We start from the raw sequence: 13962 nt of genomic DNA, 5'->3' as shown, positions 1-13962 counted from the left end.
TTCTTTTATAACCCTAAGGTGATTTTAAAATACTGTTTTTTCTCTTTGTTTTGCCAATGCCAATCGCCATTTGATCGCTTCACTGCTTGTTCTAACTCTTGATGAGAACTTACAGGTATAATTGCCTCGACGGATTCATCAAAGGAATGACGAGTAAACGCACTTGTGCTGCTTTCAATAATTAACTGTTGGTTTTCTTGCTTCATTGAAATATCAATGGTTCCGAAATTCGAATCGTTTAAGAATTTTTCGAATAGTTGAATGAGTAAATACAGGTTTTCATCTTTTAGCAGTTGATTTTCTTGGTCTACGATTAATTGGCAAGAGAAAAATTTAGCTTGTTTACGAAATTCATTTTGATAGTAGTCCCGCATTTGCTGCAGGAAATAAGTTAAGGAGAGTGCTTCTTTATTCATATACGCTTCTTTTTCTGCTAATAGTTTAAAGGTGACTAATAGGTTATTTTGTTTTTCGTGCACTCGTATAAATTGCTGTTTATCTTCCTGCTGCTTTATACGGTAGCGACGAATGAAGCGAATCGCTTCGCCGAAATGATAGCCGCTGATCAAAATCATCAGTCCGCCAAATAAAATCAACGGCCAGTCAGTTGTTAAGTTCGCCGCTCCAGCGAAGAGCTGGATATAGAAAAAGCAGTGAATAAAAGCAGCCATGATAATTCCTGGAGAACAAATGACATAAAATCGATTTTGATCTGCCGATTCAGCTAACGCGATGGCCGCTGTATAGAGGGTCATAAAAACGTTAAATCCGCTAAAAATTTGTACCGCAACTGGAAGCGACAGCCTTCCTGCTATTATGCACAGAACACCAAAAATCAATAGAAATAGCTGTGAACCAACGCCATAAAAGTAATAGTGTTGATATTTTTTGGTTCTCAAAAGATAATAACTGGTCAGAAAGACTGGGATCAGAATTGCTGTCAGGTTATACAGGATCGACAATGTTTTAGGCTCAAATAGCGTGCTGGCTGGAACATTCAAAATAATTGACTGTAGCCCAATAAAAAAAGTAAATCCGATCAAGATCAAGGTTTGAACAGTCTCTTTCTTCGGTCCCTTTCTCTTTAAGAAGAGAAGGATCATCATCAAAACAATAAGCGTAGAACAGGTGATCCAGAGCAGAAGTTGTGGCAGAGAGTGCAGAATAAAGTAGCGATCAACTTCTGCTGCTTCACCGATAAATACTTGAGCAGGAATGCCAGCATAATAATCATAGGGTGTTTTTGTGACGATTCGTAATTTTTCTTTTCGATAGTTACTGGGTAGGTGAATCGCCGATTGCAAAAGTCCAGGATCTTTCTGCTGCTTCGTTGGCGCATAGCTATAAATAAGCCTTTCACCAATATAGACCGACACCCATTGATGATTGGTACGGATCACTATCTGCGGGTCTTTCAGCGTCATGTCCAGCTGTTGTTGCATAATGAGGGCACTATTTGGCTGAATATTCTTTAAACGTTGTTCGGTTTTTCCGAAGATATATTGATCTGAATGCCCCTTCACCATAAACGTCCAGCGATCGTTTAGTTTTTGGATATCTGCGCTTTTGACTTTTTCTGTGAAGGTGATACCGCAAAAATAAACAAGCATTAAAATAACTAATATTATTAAAATAGCACCTTTTTTTGACTGGAATCTGAAAGAACGGTTTTTATTTGTCTTCACTATTATTAAATAACATCCTTTCGTTTTTGGAAAAGAGAGAGATTTCCGTTCGACTATAAAATAATAGTAACATAATAGTGTTTTTAGTCAAAATATATTTGATTTTTTATTTGATTTGAGATTTAAAAATAGATTTCTATGATTAATGTGCTATGATATAAATAAGGGGATGCTTCTTTTTTGAGGGAGGTGGAAAGGTCTGTTGAAGAATAAAAAAATAACTGTTTTTTATGGTGTGCTAATTTTCCTTTTATTTTTATTAGCTGTTTTAACCATTGTCATCCCAAAGGTGCTGAGTGTCACGCCCTATGTCATTTCAGATGACAAGATGGCCCCGGAGTACCACAAGGATGGATTGGTTTTTGTAAAAGATGTCATAGAACCGATCCATGTCGGAGATACTATCACGTATTATGAAAATCAAGGGAAGGCAATTAAAACGCGTCGAGTATTAGCGGTAGATAATAAGATCGAGGGATATTTTGTTAAAGGGGATAATACTGACAAAGCAGAAATGGGCTTGGTTCATAAACGAAATTTAATTGGTCGCCCGCATTTTTATTTGCCGTACATCGGCTTTTTAGCTGATACGAAAGTCATGAATATTTTGAAAAGCACACTATTTATCGGTGCGATACTGATGACTCTTTCCACGCTTTTTTTCCAAACAGAGATGAAGCAGAAATTGAAGCAACAGATCGAATAAAAAGACCTTCGTCCGAAGGTCTTTTTATGACGCTATTAATAAGAGAGAGACAAGCTTTCCTTCATTTCGTCTTTTACCTCTTTCATTTCATTTTTAGCCTCTTTCATGTCGTCATTTAGTTCGTCGCGTTTCACTTTTAGTTCCTCTTTCACTTCTTTAGAGGATTCTTTGATTTCATTGCGACTATCAGTTAACCCAGCCTTAATTTCGTTTTTGGTTTCTCTAAGCTCTGTGCGAAATTCCGAGTTCCAAACAGGTCGGAAAATATACCGATTCACCGTCAATAAACCAACGCAAGCAATTCCCAAAATTAATACCATAATATCTAACCCATTTCTCTTCATTTTCATTTCCTCCAATTATCTAGTTTGTCCACCAACGAACGCTGCACTTTATTTTGTCTTTGATTTATTACTACACTCTCATAATAAGGAAAAACTGGAAGCGTTACGTCCAACTAAAGACCTATCTTATTCTCGGATAAAAGGCTGGAAAGTGAAGAACTGACTACTTTTTATAAGACAGTATAGCCGGCTTGGGTTAAGACAGAGACAGCCGCCTCATATTTTTCCATCTTGATTAGAAGATAATCGGTATTAAAGGTTGAGACAGCAAAAATACTGATATCAGCCTCTGCCAAGACTGTGGCAATTTTTGCTAAAATCCCCACTAAACTAAAATCCAGAACCTCTTCAATCTTAAAGGCTCTCCAGCCATCTTCCCGTTTGATAGTCTCGGAAGGAACATTAGCTGTTGCAGAAACAATGGAATTTTCTTCATCAGTTCTTCCAATAAATAGAGGTTGTTGGGTGAAATATATCTGGCTGAAGTCGGACACCTGATAAACAGATAATTCTTGAGGTAAGAGAACTAGTTTCATTTAGAACACTCCTTTCGATGATTGCCTCATAGTGATTAAAATCTATCAGAGCGTCGAACGAAATGCAATCTGATTTTTTGCTGAAAAAGGGTAGCCATAGTATATTTGAGGAAATAAATTAAGGAGTATTTGCCATGAAAGCATTGTATTTTGAAACCTTTGGCGGCAGTGAAGTTTTGCAATATGGCGAGCTTCCATGTCCTGTCATTAATGAGCATGAAGTATTAGTAGAAGTAGAGTATATCGGTTTAAATTTTGCAGATATTTATCGACGACGAGGGGAATACCATATTGAAAAGCACACGCCCTACATTAACGGCTATGAAGGTGCGGGAGTTATTGTTGAAGTCGGTGCCAAGGTAACGAAACAAAAAATTGGTGAGACGGTACTATTTGTAGATGTCCCTTTGGCAAATGCTGAATATGTGGCGGTTCCAAGTGAACAAGCGATTCCTTTACCTGAAGGAATCGACAGTAAGCTGGCCGCAAGTATCGGTCTTCAGGGGATGACCGCAGATTTCTTAGCCCACGACCTTGGAAAAAATGTATCGGGAGAAAAAGTTTTTATCACAGGGATCAGTGGCGGTGTCGGACAAATTCTTTCTCAAATGCTGGTGGCTGATGGCATTGAGGTGTATGGTTCTGCTTCCTCAGCAGAAAAACAAGCATTGGCCTTATCCCACGGAGTGAAGCAGGTTTATCCAAGTCGTGAACACTAGTGGGTTGAAACGATCGAAGGGCAATTTGCGACAGCGTATGACGGTGTTGGATCAACCATTCAGCAAAGTCTAGACTTGATCCAACATCGTGGCAAGGTTGTATTTTTCGGTATGGCAGGCGGCGATCCTATTAAAATCGATCCCGTCGATTTAATGTCAGAATCAAAAAGCATTTTAACTGGAGACTTGTGGGATTATCTAACAAGCTATGAAGAGCGCAAGGTTCGTAGTGAACGTCTCTTCAACTATTTCTCCAAAGGACAAATTTCAATCAGCGAGCCAACTGTTTTTCCTTTGTCAGAAGGAAAACAAGCCCATGAATTTTTAGAAACAGGAAAAAGTATCGGGAAAGTCTTGTTGCAACCGTAATAGAGGAGTAAGCGCTGCTTAGAAAATTGAGCAGTGCTTTTTTATGAAACCTGACATCAGGCTGCAGGTTTTCGATGCTATACTAAAGATGGAGGTGAGGAGCATGGCAGAGTATCGACTCTTTCAGATGGTGTACTATTTAATGGATAAAGGACAAACCACCGCGCCTGAGTTAGCAAAGAAGTTTGAAGTTTCGATTCGAACGATTTATCGAGATATAGATATTTTAAGCGCTGCAGGCATTCCTGTTTACACAACACAGGGAAAAGGCGGCGGCATTTTTCTTCCTGAAAAGTTTGTTTTGAATCGTTCGCTGATTTCAGAGGAGGAACAAAGGCATATTTTAACAGCGTTGCAGGGATTTAACGGAATGAATGAAGAGAGAAATCAAGAGCTGCTAAAAAAATTAGGCGCCGTCTTTCAAAAGCAGACGACGAATTGGATCGAGATTGATTTTTCCGATTGGCATCCGCAGCAGGAAGAATTGTTTCAAGCATTGGAGCAAGCCATTTTTCATAGGACACGTATTTGTTTTCAGTACTTCGGTCGAGAGAAATCCAGTTCAGATCGTAAAGTAGAACCCTTGAAACTCATTTTTAAAGCAAGAGAGTGGTATTTATTTGCCTATTGCTGTGAAAAACAGGAGGATCGACTCTTTAAACTTAAACGAATCAAAAAGCTGAAGCGGACAACTGAATCGTTTGACCGCGTCACACCAGAAAAAGTCCTTCAGCCTGAAAAAATCTATACAGCAGAAAGACTCACCATTCAATTAGCCTTTGATCCAGAGCTGGCGTATCGTGTCTATGAAAATTTTGAAGAGGTAGAAGAAGGGGAAGGTGGGCGGTTGCTCGTTTCTGCCGAATATCCCGTTAACGATAGTCTATATAGCTTCTTGCTATCATTTGGTAGTCTGGTGGAGGTTTTATCCCCATCCACAGTTCGCGAGCAATTAATCAAAAAAATCGATCAATTAAAAAGTATTTATTAAACCTGACACGAGGTTGCAGGTTTCACTCGCTATAATGAGGATAAAGTTGAAAGTGAGGGTGAACAAATGAAATATGAATGGAAAAAACAAGAAAAATATTTATACGGTGCAAAAAAGAAAGCGGAAATCGTAACTGTTCCACCACAGAAGTTTTTGACGATCAAAGGTGAAGGAAACCCCAACCATCAAGATTTTTCAAATCGAGTAGGTGTGCTGTATCCCGTTGCGTGGGGCATCAAGATGGGATATAAGAAATTCTATCAAGTACATCCTGAACAGCAAGAGCAGTTTGAATACTCTGAGTTTGCCATTTTTCCGTTAGAAGGTCTATGGAGTACTAAAAATACACAGGACCTAACGGATAAAGAAAGCTTTGAATACAAAATCATGCTGCGTCAACCCGATTGGATTACGGAAGAAATGTTTGAGACCTCCTTAGCAGCAGTGCAAAAGAAAGACCCAAATGATATGCTGCAGGAGCTTTCTTTTGAAACGATTGAAGATGGGAGATGTGTTCAAATCCTGCACCTAGGTTCTTTTGATGATGAACCAGCTTCTTTTCAAAAGATGGATCAATTTGTAACAGAAAATGGCTTAACCCGTAAAAGTTATCACCATCGAGAGATTTACCTAAACGATGCTAGAAAAACAGCGCCAGAAAAGCGGCGAACCATTTTACGTTATCAGATTGTTTAATGGAAGAGAGCGTTTTCGGCTACGAGGGTTTTACTTTTTATTCGTCATTTTCAAGCACAACTTTCGTCTTCTTTCAGGCTTTCTAGTATAGTGGTTCTGAGGGAGGTGGAAACATGGAAAATCTTATCTTGATTGGACACATTATTTTTGGTATCGCTTCATTTGTAGGCTCTTTATTATTGACGATCGGTTTTAGAAATTCTTTCGCCAAATTGACAGGGATCCAAAAATCAGGCATTGTTTTGACCGTTGCCAGTTTGTTCGGAACGATTGCTTTTGCGATGTTGACGAAAGGCAATGTGATGGGAGCCGTTCTATTCATCGTGTTAGGTTTAGCAATGTGTGCACTATTAGTAGTACCAAAAGCTGTGAAGGAATAACTTAGACATCCTCGCTCGGAGAAGCTTCTCTGAGCGTTTTTTGTATACAACAAAGTAAAAGCCCCTAGAAACCAGCGTTTCTAGGGGCTGAAGACATCACAGGAGGGATTCGAACCCCCGACCGTCCGCTTAGAAGGCGGATGCTCTATCCAGCTGAGCTACTGTGACAGTAGTTTTGCAACAATAGCTATTATAGAAAAACTACCTTTGCTTGTCAATGCTAATTCGTTATTTTACTGATTCAAAAAGATAATCTTTGATTAACTTCAATGTTTTTGGATTTTCAATCAGGGATCCATGATCCGCCTGTTCGTTCACGATGATCTCTTTGTATTTTTCACTATCCCCATAGATCATGCGTCCAGCAAGCACACTTGTTAATGGAACAGTCATATCGGAGTTTTGATTATCGACATTCCCTGCGATGTTATAGACCGTGATATTCTTAGGTATATTCTTCTTATTTTTCAAATAGTATTTTAATAGATCACTCTCAGCTTTTGGCTTTTTGAAGGTCGTACTATTTTCATTGTAGTCCCAAGAGGTATCGTTATACGGAGTACCCAAGGTAATTAAATGATAGAGAGAGGGGTCATTGCTTTTTTGTTCATTTTCTAAATACCCAGTTAGGATCAATCCGCCATTTGAATAGCCTAAGTAATCGTACGTGTTGAAGGTGTAATATTTTTCCGCATACTCTAGCGCTTTTTGAAACCAGCGTGATTGTTTTGGCAGAGAGGGATCTGAGCCATCTTCAAAGGCGACAGCAATGATTGGCCGTTTCGTGTCTTTGGTAAAATGACCAGAGGAAGTGATGGAATCGTCTTTGTTCACGGTGATTTTTATTTCATCCACATTTTTTTCTGTTTGCTTTAATGAATCAACTAAACTATCGAAACGATCCACATCGCCATTCGTACCTGGTACCATGATGACAGGTGCTGGAATCGGTAGAGGATTCGTTGGATTTTTTGATGCATGGACATGGTCTTTTGTTTCAAATAAGATGATTCCGAGGATACACACCAAGATGACTGATATGATGCCTCCTACTTTTTTGTTCTTCACAGGAAACTCCTCCATTTCAGTTCCTTAGTCTACGCCAATTTTTTTCAGGTACAAGTAAAAAGGCGGAAATTCAAAAAAGTTTCAAATTTCCGCCATTAATTATTTATTTTTTGAAATCAATGCGACACCATCGCCTAAAGGCAATAGAGTAGAGGTAAGCTCGGGAGATTTTGTGACTTCCTCTAAGAACTCATTCAGGTGCCGATGAATCGAACGGTTTTTTCGAGGGATTTCTTCGATCGGCTGCAATACCGTTCCTGCTTGGAAAATATCATCTACCATCAACACGCCATCCTCTGATAATAGCCGCAAGCATTCAGGTAAGAAGGTAATGTATTTTGATTTTGCACTATCCATGAAGATGAAGTCATAAGTCCCCTCAAGCGTGCTAAGTAAATCCGCTGCATCTCCTTCTAACAAGGTTACCTGATCTTCTAATCCTAGTTTAGTAAAATTGGCTTTGGCCTTTTCGATCATGACTGGAAAACGATCGATTGTAGTAATCTTAGCATCTTTTCCAAGAGTTTCCGCCATTAAGCTGGCTGAAAAACCAATCGCCGTACCAATCTCCAAAACATTTTTCGGCTGTTTTTGCTTCAATAGAAATTGAAGGAAGACCACCGTTTCATGAGGGATCACCGGCACGCCATTTTCATGGGCCAGCTCCTCCAATTCTCCTAATGCTCCCGTTAATTGTTTTTGTTCCGTGCGTAAGTAGTGTAGGATGTCTTCATTAATAATTGGGCGGTACATCATTTCATTGCGCATTATATTTCCTCTTTCTCTAGTAATTTTCCTAATGTTAGCCAATCGTCCTTGATTTTTTCACTGAGTGAGCGATTATAAAAAATCGCTGCTGGATGAAAAAGAGGGACGACGGTGTATTCTTCTTTTGAGGGTTGATACTGATTTAGTTCATTGTTAAGCTCTAAGACCGGACCATGATAGATTTTGCCATGGCTTTCACTGATCTGCCACTTGGGTCCAAGCAGTCGCTGCAAACCGATATTCCCTAAAGTCGCAATGATTGTTGGTTGAACAGACACCAATTCGTAATCTAAAATCGGTGCGTGAGCCAATATCTCTTTTTTATTGGGTGTACGATTAGGATACACGGTTTCACTTTCTTTGGTTCGTTTATTTATGCGTTCGATTATTTTATAGGGACGGCTTCTGACAGCACTAGTAATATAAGTATTTTCTCGAGTGAGTCCGATCGAAGCCATCGCCTGAATCAGTTCTTTTCCGGCTGCACCTGAGAAGGGGATATGATTGACGACTTCCTTTCGTCCAGGTGCTTCTCCCACCAGCATCAGCTTTGGGTGCGTCGGACCTTGACCTGCAATAAAGCCTTCGAGCTGAAAATCCTTCGAACGTTCAGCTACTAACGCCACCAATTCTTTTGGATACTCCATTCTTGCCACCTCGCTTTACTTAGATGGAACCTTCTGCTTTGGCTGTCATCTTTATAATAGTAGAAAAAAGCAGGACGCACGTCAATAATTAATCATTGACTTGACCTATCTTTTTTAGTAAACTATGAATGTTGTAATTGTGGAACCCACAGCTACAACCGCACAGAACAAGTTAGTAAGTACTTCGGTCACTTGGGATGGCGAGTCTAAGTATATTATATAAGGAGGTGCCACAAGCATGTACGCAATCATCAAAACTGGCGGTAAACAAATCAAAGTTGAAGAAGGTCAAGCAGTCTACATTGAAAAATTAGACGTTGAAGCTGGCGAAAAAGTTGTCTTCGACCAAGTTGTTTTAGTAGGCGGCGAATCTACAAAAGTAGGAGCTCCTATCGTTGAAGGTGCAACTGTTGAAGGAACTGTTGAAAAACACGGCAAACAAAAGAAAGTCGTTACTTTCAAATACAAACCTAAAAAACATTCACACCGTAAACAAGGTCATCGTCAACCTTACACTAAAGTTGTCATTGACTCAATCAAAGCATAAAAAAGAAGGTGCCTAAGTTGATCAAAGGTACATTCACTCGAAATCAAGCAGGTCAAATCAGCGAATTTACTTTAACTGGTCATGCAGAAGCTGGTCCATACGGTAGCGATATCGTTTGTTCGGCGGTTTCCGCATTAGCTATCAGTACAGTAAACAGCTTGGATGCACTAGCAGGTGTCATTCCGAACATCGAGACCAACGATGATGAAGGTGGTTATCTTCATGTGGCGTTGAATCTGGATGATTCCATGACTCAAGAGCAGATGAATATCTCGCAAATTTTGCTAGAGCATTTGTTACTAGGCTTGCAATCAATCGAAACTGAGTATTTGGATTTCATTGAAGTCCAAACAGAATCTAAATCATAGGAGGTGCAGCTCATGTTATTGAATATGAACTTACAATTATTCGCCCACAAAAAAGGTGGCGGTTCTACATCTAACGGACGTGACTCAGAATCAAAACGTTTAGGCGCTAAACGTGCTGATGGTCAAATTGTTACTGGTGGATCAATTCTTTACCGTCAACGCGGTACTAAGATTTTCCCTGGTGTAAACGTAGGTATCGGTGGCGATGACACATTGTTTGCTAAAGTTGACGGCGTGGTACGTTTCGAACGTAAAGGTCGCGACAAAAAACAAGTGTCTGTATACCCAGTCGCTCAAGAAGCTTAAGAAACTTGAAGTCTTAATCCTGTTAAACAGGGTTAGGGCTTTTTTTTCGCTTCTTTTCATGACTTACGGTACTATTTTAGTATGGAAAGAAGTTAGAGGTGTTTTTTATGAGTAAGAAGGATCATACAATATTAGTTTTTGGGCGAATTGCTTCAGTGTTATCTGTGCTGATGTATGTTTCGTATATTCCCCAAATCATGAACAATTTAGCTGGAAACAAAGGAAATCCGATTCAGCCGATGGTGGCAATGGTCAACTGTATTTTTTGGGTCATTTATGCATCTATGCAAAAGAAAAAGGATTATCCGATTATTATTGCAAATGTGCCCGGCGTTTTTCTGGGAGCTATCACTTTTATTACAGCAATTATGTAGAAACAGACTAACACCTGAGACTAAAATGCGGTCTCAGGTGTTTTATTGTGTGCTTTTTGAAGGTGAAAAGCTACCTTTAAAAAGCTTTTTTTCTAGTAGAGAAGCAATCAAAGAATTATTATTCGAATGTTTATTAATTTTACTTAAATTAGGGATATTCTTTTTCTGAATGTCCGTTGTTTTCTGTTATGGAAACGACTAGAATGGTAGTTATAATACCATTTTTTAGCTGGAGGATAGAATGAAAATTATTATTTTAGGTGCTGGGAAGGTCGGCAAGGCGCTGACACAGCATTTATCCGATGAGGACTACGATTATGATGTGGTCGTCATCGATTTGCACGCAGAAAAAGTTGAAGCGATTGTGAATCAATATGATGCGCTGGGCATTGTTGGAAATGGCGCTACCTTCGATATTTTGATGGAGGCAGGCGTAAATGAAGCGGATATCATTATCGCTGTAACTGAATCGGATGAGTTGAATATCTTGGCTTGTCTGATGGCGAAAAAGATGGGGGCGCAAAATTCTATCGCTCGTGTACGGAATCCGGAGTATCTAAAACAACGCTCCTTTATGCGAGATCAGCTAGGGTTGACGATGATTATTAATCCTGAACTGGAGGCGGCAAACGAGATTCGACGGATCTTATTATTTCCTTCTGCCTTTAAGGTGGATACTTTTGTAAGTGGAAAAATTGAATTAGCTGAGTTCCGACTTAAGGAAAATGCACGCTTGATTGATGTGCCATTGAATCGTTTGTATAAGGTCTCTAAGACCAATGTTTTGATTTGCGCTGTTAGACGTAAAGAAGAGTTGATCATTCCAGATGGAAATTTCGTTCCTAAAACGGGAGATCGCATTCATGTGATGGGGCAGCACCGTGATCTGGTTCGCTTTTGCCACGATATTAATTTATTTGAGCAAAAGACAAAACGAATCATTATCGTAGGCGGTGGACGAATTGCCTTTTATTTGGCGCGCCAATTAGCAGAGCATGGAATTCATGTGAAGATCATTGAGAACAATCCTAAACGCTGTCTGGAGCTTTCGCAGAAACTACCGGAAGCGACTATTATTGAGTCGGACGGCAGCGAAGAAGAAGTGCTGCTGGAAGAAGGCATTGAATCTATTGATGCTTTAATCGCCTTAACTGGTTTGGATGAAGAAAATATCGTGATTTCTTTGTATGGAAAACAGATGAAGGCAAAGAAAACAGTCGCGAAGGTGACAAGAACCAATTTCCTCAATGTGTTGAATCAACTGGATATTGATAGTGTGATCTCACCTAAGAATATTATTGCAGGACATATTCTGCGTTTCGTGCGAGCGAAGAATAATAAGGACGATGACAGCAGTGTTAGGACCCTGCATCGTTTAGTGAATGACGATATTGAAGCTTTAGAGTTTGTGGTTACACCGCATACTAGCTTCTTGAATAAGAAGGTTTCTGAAGTGAAATTGAAGAATAATGTGTTGATCGCTGCAATTTCTCGAGAACGAGGGTTTGTGATTCCTAAGGGAGATACTGAAATCCGATTGAAGGACCATCTCGTCATTATTACGACAGATCGCAGAATTTGCTGCTTGAATGATCTGGTGAGGAGTTAACAGGAGAAAACGATGAATAAAAAAATGATTCTTTTTACAATTGGTAAATTACTTCAGGTGGAAGGAATTCTTCTTCTGTTACCAGTACTTGTCTCATTGATCTATCAAGACAAAGCTACGCTTTCCTATCTTAGTGTCTCTGTTTTCGTTCTGTTAATCGGTACGTTACTAAGTCGCAAAAAGCCTAAGCATCGCAACATCTATGCGAAGGATGGCTTTTTCATTGTAGGAATCAGCTGGGTGATTCTTTCTTTTTTTGGTTCGCTACCTTTTCTGTTAACAGGAGAAATCCCCTCGTTTACCGATGCATTTTTTGAAACTGTCTCAGGGTTTACAACCACGGGTTCTTCTATTTTGTCCTCGTTAGACGGGTTGAGTCGAGCCAGTTTGTTTTGGCGAAGCTTTACCCACTGGATCGGGGGAATGGGGATTCTTGTTTTTACAGTGGCCTTTATTCCGATCGCTTCGGGAAGAACGATGCATATACTAAAAGCGGAAATGCCTGGACCGGTAGTAGGTAAATTAGTATCAAAGGTTCATGTTACGGCTCGAATTCTGTATGTTATTTACGCGGTATTGACGCTTGTTCAGGTGATCTTGTTGCTCCTTGGTGGAATGCCGCTATTTGATAGTCTCTTAAATGCATTTGCTACGGCTGGGACTGGCGGCTTCTCGATGGATGATGCCGGGATTGCTTTGTATAGCAGTCCTTATATCGAGGGAGTTATTACGGTCTTTATGATCCTATTTGGGATCAATTTCAATTTGATTTATTTCTTTTTGATTGGAAAAATTGCACCGGTATTGAAGAGTGAAGAATTACGTGGGTATTTGGCTATTATCGCAGGATCGACACTTTTGATCACGATAAATATTGCCTCACAATATCCTTCGATGCTGTCGGCGTTTCGATACGCAGTGTTTCAGGTCGCTTCAATTATTACGACTACGGGCTTTACCACGACTAATTATGATATATGGCCAATGTTTTCTCAGATCATTTTGCTATTGCTGATGTTCATTGGTGCCTGTGCCGGATCAACCGGTGGTGGGATAAAGGTTTCACGGATCCAAATTCTTGTTAAGAATGCGTTGCAGGAACTTAAAAAGATTATCCATTCAAGAAGTGTCGTAACCTTGGAATATGGCGGTGAAGCAATCGCGCCTAAAACGATCGGGAATATCCATGCCTACTTGGTACTGTATCTACTAGTTTTTGTCGCGGCGTTCTTACTTCTTTCGTTGGAAAATATGGATTTTCAAACAACCTTTTCTGCGGTCGCGACTTGTATAAACAATGTGGGGCCTGGGTTTAAAGCGATTGGTCCGACTGGAAATTTCGGTTTCCTATCGGATTTGTCAAAATGGACCTTATCATTTGCTATGTTGGCAGGAAGATTAGAGATTTTTCCGATTTTACTTTTGTTTTCGAAATCGTTTTGGAAAAGTTAACAATAGAAAAATGTGTAAAGTCTTGTCTCTATGTGAGATTAGGCTTTTTTTAATAGGAATAATGAAAAAATTTGTCGGAGGATAAAAAATACAGTTTTTTTTGCGAATTGGTGTTATACTCATGTTTCTTTTTCCTTCTGGAAAAAAATAAAAGAAATTCCTTTATATAATAGAAGAAAAATTTTTTCCAGTAAGGTCAGGAAAGAAAGAATTCCTAAGAAATTATAAAAATCATTAAGAAAAGCTAGCCTAAAACCGGAGAAATTCCCAAAAACTTTCATTTTTAAAAAATATAGTGTATTATTTTACAGCGAAATGTTTGACATTTTAAGAAAAACTATAGATGATTGATTATAGGGAATACACTAATAAAGTCTAGTGGTAATAAGTCAAGATA

Annotated in this window: 16 protein-coding genes, 1 tRNA gene, 1 pseudogene and 1 other annotated feature; of the genes and pseudogenes, 11 read left to right on the top strand and 7 right to left on the bottom strand. The window is 39.4% G+C overall.

Annotation, left to right across the window (positions count from 1 at the left end; all coding sequences use genetic code 11):
- Nucleotides 1–5 precede the first annotated feature (5 nt).
- Complete coding sequence (locus RV13_RS17450; protein ID WP_060789525.1) at nt 6–1610, bottom strand: MFS transporter; 1605 nt, start codon at nt 1608–1610, stop codon at nt 6–8.
- A gap of 277 nt (nt 1611–1887) precedes the next feature.
- Between RV13_RS17450 and RV13_RS17445 the strand changes: the two genes are divergently transcribed.
- On the top strand, nt 1888–2391 hold the full coding sequence (locus RV13_RS17445; protein WP_010745683.1) for a S24/S26 family peptidase: 504 nt from the start codon (nt 1888–1890) through the stop codon (nt 2389–2391).
- A gap of 35 nt (nt 2392–2426) precedes the next feature.
- Here RV13_RS17445 and RV13_RS17440 read toward each other — a convergent pair whose 3' ends face one another.
- Together RV13_RS17440 and RV13_RS17435 are read right to left on the bottom strand one after the other, a co-directional pair.
- A complete protein-coding gene (locus RV13_RS17440; RefSeq protein ID WP_060789524.1) occupies nt 2427–2735 on the bottom strand; it encodes a hypothetical protein in 309 nt (102 codons plus the stop codon).
- Nucleotides 2736–2905: 170 nt separating this feature from the next.
- A complete protein-coding gene (locus RV13_RS17435) occupies nt 2906–3271 on the bottom strand; it encodes an ACT domain-containing protein (RefSeq protein ID WP_060789523.1) in 366 nt (121 codons plus the stop codon).
- Between the two features lie 134 nt (nt 3272–3405).
- Between RV13_RS17435 and RV13_RS17430 the strand changes: the two are divergent.
- From RV13_RS17430 to RV13_RS17415, 4 genes and pseudogenes are all read left to right on the top strand, one after another.
- Nucleotides 3406–4359 (top strand): annotated as a pseudogene (locus tag RV13_RS17430) (zinc-binding dehydrogenase).
- Between the two features lie 103 nt (nt 4360–4462).
- Complete coding sequence (locus RV13_RS17425) at nt 4463–5350, top strand: helix-turn-helix transcriptional regulator (RefSeq protein WP_060789522.1); 888 nt, start codon at nt 4463–4465, stop codon at nt 5348–5350.
- A 66-nt stretch (nt 5351–5416) separates the two neighbouring features.
- Nucleotides 5417–6046, top strand: a complete 630-nt coding sequence (locus RV13_RS17420) for a GyrI-like domain-containing protein (RefSeq protein WP_060789521.1) — start codon at nt 5417–5419, stop codon at nt 6044–6046.
- Between the two features lie 113 nt (nt 6047–6159).
- Nucleotides 6160–6426, top strand: a complete 267-nt coding sequence (locus RV13_RS17415; RefSeq protein WP_060789520.1) for a hypothetical protein — start codon at nt 6160–6162, stop codon at nt 6424–6426.
- Nucleotides 6427–6520: 94 nt separating this feature from the next.
- Here the strand turns inward: RV13_RS17415 and RV13_RS17410 are convergent.
- The 4 genes from RV13_RS17410 to RV13_RS17395 all read right to left on the bottom strand — a co-directional run bounded on the left by RV13_RS17410 (nt 6521) and on the right by RV13_RS17395 (nt 8909).
- Nucleotides 6521–6594 (bottom strand) — tRNA-Arg (locus RV13_RS17410).
- A 60-nt stretch (nt 6595–6654) separates the two neighbouring features.
- A complete protein-coding gene (locus tag RV13_RS17405) occupies nt 6655–7494 on the bottom strand; it encodes an alpha/beta hydrolase (protein WP_060789519.1) in 840 nt (279 codons plus the stop codon).
- 99 nt (nt 7495–7593) lie between these two features.
- On the bottom strand, nt 7594–8262 hold the full coding sequence (locus tag RV13_RS17400) for an O-methyltransferase (RefSeq protein WP_060789518.1): 669 nt from the start codon (nt 8260–8262) through the stop codon (nt 7594–7596).
- Entirely contained in the window at nt 8262–8909 is a 648-nt protein-coding gene (locus RV13_RS17395; protein ID WP_060789517.1) for a uracil-DNA glycosylase, read from the bottom strand. Before RV13_RS17395 ends, RV13_RS17400 begins: the two co-directional genes overlap by 1 nt.
- Nucleotides 8910–9055: 146 nt before the next feature.
- Nucleotides 9056–9127, top strand: a sequence feature (ribosomal protein L21 leader region).
- A 20-nt stretch (nt 9128–9147) separates the two neighbouring features.
- Here RV13_RS17395 and rplU point away from each other — a divergent pair.
- The 6 genes from rplU to RV13_RS17365 all read left to right on the top strand — a co-directional run bounded on the left by rplU (nt 9148) and on the right by RV13_RS17365 (nt 13565).
- Nucleotides 9148–9456, top strand: coding sequence for a 50S ribosomal protein L21 (gene rplU / locus RV13_RS17390; protein WP_010740661.1), 309 nt, complete (start codon nt 9148–9150; stop codon nt 9454–9456).
- 17 nt (nt 9457–9473) lie between these two features.
- Nucleotides 9474–9824, top strand: a complete 351-nt coding sequence (locus RV13_RS17385; RefSeq protein ID WP_010745707.1) for a ribosomal-processing cysteine protease Prp — start codon at nt 9474–9476, stop codon at nt 9822–9824.
- A 12-nt stretch (nt 9825–9836) separates the two neighbouring features.
- Nucleotides 9837–10130 (top strand): 50S ribosomal protein L27, encoded by a 294-nt coding sequence (gene rpmA / locus RV13_RS17380; protein WP_060789516.1) that lies wholly within the window; start codon nt 9837–9839, stop codon nt 10128–10130.
- A 107-nt stretch (nt 10131–10237) separates the two neighbouring features.
- Nucleotides 10238–10504 carry a SemiSWEET family transporter gene (locus tag RV13_RS17375; protein WP_010745709.1) on the top strand — a complete coding sequence of 89 codons (267 nt, stop codon included), beginning with the start codon at nt 10238–10240 and terminating at the stop codon, nt 10502–10504.
- 241 nt (nt 10505–10745) lie between these two features.
- Nucleotides 10746–12113 (top strand): Trk system potassium transporter TrkA, encoded by a 1368-nt coding sequence (gene trkA / locus RV13_RS17370; RefSeq protein ID WP_060789515.1) that lies wholly within the window; start codon nt 10746–10748, stop codon nt 12111–12113.
- A gap of 12 nt (nt 12114–12125) precedes the next feature.
- Nucleotides 12126–13565 carry a TrkH family potassium uptake protein gene (locus RV13_RS17365; RefSeq protein WP_060789514.1) on the top strand — a complete coding sequence of 480 codons (1440 nt, stop codon included), beginning with the start codon at nt 12126–12128 and terminating at the stop codon, nt 13563–13565.
- The last annotated feature ends 397 nt before the right edge of the window (nt 13566–13962 follow it).

This window comes from Enterococcus raffinosus, from assembly GCF_001886185.1.
In the GTDB taxonomy this organism is placed as follows: Bacteria; Bacillota; Bacilli; order Lactobacillales; family Enterococcaceae; genus Enterococcus_A; species Enterococcus_A raffinosus.
Note: the sequence above shows the minus strand (reverse complement) of the source record. Positions and strands in the feature narration are given on the sequence as shown.

Bases quoted from the DNA above. Each gene is read 5' to 3' on its own strand.
- RV13_RS17450 (WP_060789525.1), bottom strand. From the start codon at position 1,610: ATGCTTGTTTATTTTTGCGGTATCACCTTCACAGAAAAAGTCAAAAGC.
- RV13_RS17440 (WP_060789524.1), bottom strand. From the start codon at position 2,735: ATGAAGAGAAATGGGTTAGATATTATGGTATTAATTTTGGGAATTGCT.
- RV13_RS17435 (WP_060789523.1), bottom strand. From the start codon at position 3,271: ATGAAACTAGTTCTCTTACCTCAAGAATTATCTGTTTATCAGGTGTCC.
- RV13_RS17425 (WP_060789522.1), top strand. From the start codon at position 4,463: ATGGCAGAGTATCGACTCTTTCAGATGGTGTACTATTTAATGGATAAA.
- RV13_RS17420 (WP_060789521.1), top strand. From the start codon at position 5,417: ATGAAATATGAATGGAAAAAACAAGAAAAATATTTATACGGTGCAAAA.
- RV13_RS17415 (WP_060789520.1), top strand. From the start codon at position 6,160: ATGGAAAATCTTATCTTGATTGGACACATTATTTTTGGTATCGCTTCA.
- RV13_RS17400 (WP_060789518.1), bottom strand. From the start codon at position 8,262: ATGCGCAATGAAATGATGTACCGCCCAATTATTAATGAAGACATCCTA.
- RV13_RS17395 (WP_060789517.1), bottom strand. From the start codon at position 8,909: ATGGAGTATCCAAAAGAATTGGTGGCGTTAGTAGCTGAACGTTCGAAG.
- rplU (WP_010740661.1), top strand. From the start codon at position 9,148: ATGTACGCAATCATCAAAACTGGCGGTAAACAAATCAAAGTTGAAGAA.
- rpmA (WP_060789516.1), top strand. From the start codon at position 9,837: ATGTTATTGAATATGAACTTACAATTATTCGCCCACAAAAAAGGTGGC.
- RV13_RS17375 (WP_010745709.1), top strand. From the start codon at position 10,238: ATGAGTAAGAAGGATCATACAATATTAGTTTTTGGGCGAATTGCTTCA.
- trkA (WP_060789515.1), top strand. From the start codon at position 10,746: ATGAAAATTATTATTTTAGGTGCTGGGAAGGTCGGCAAGGCGCTGACA.
- RV13_RS17365 (WP_060789514.1), top strand. From the start codon at position 12,126: ATGAATAAAAAAATGATTCTTTTTACAATTGGTAAATTACTTCAGGTG.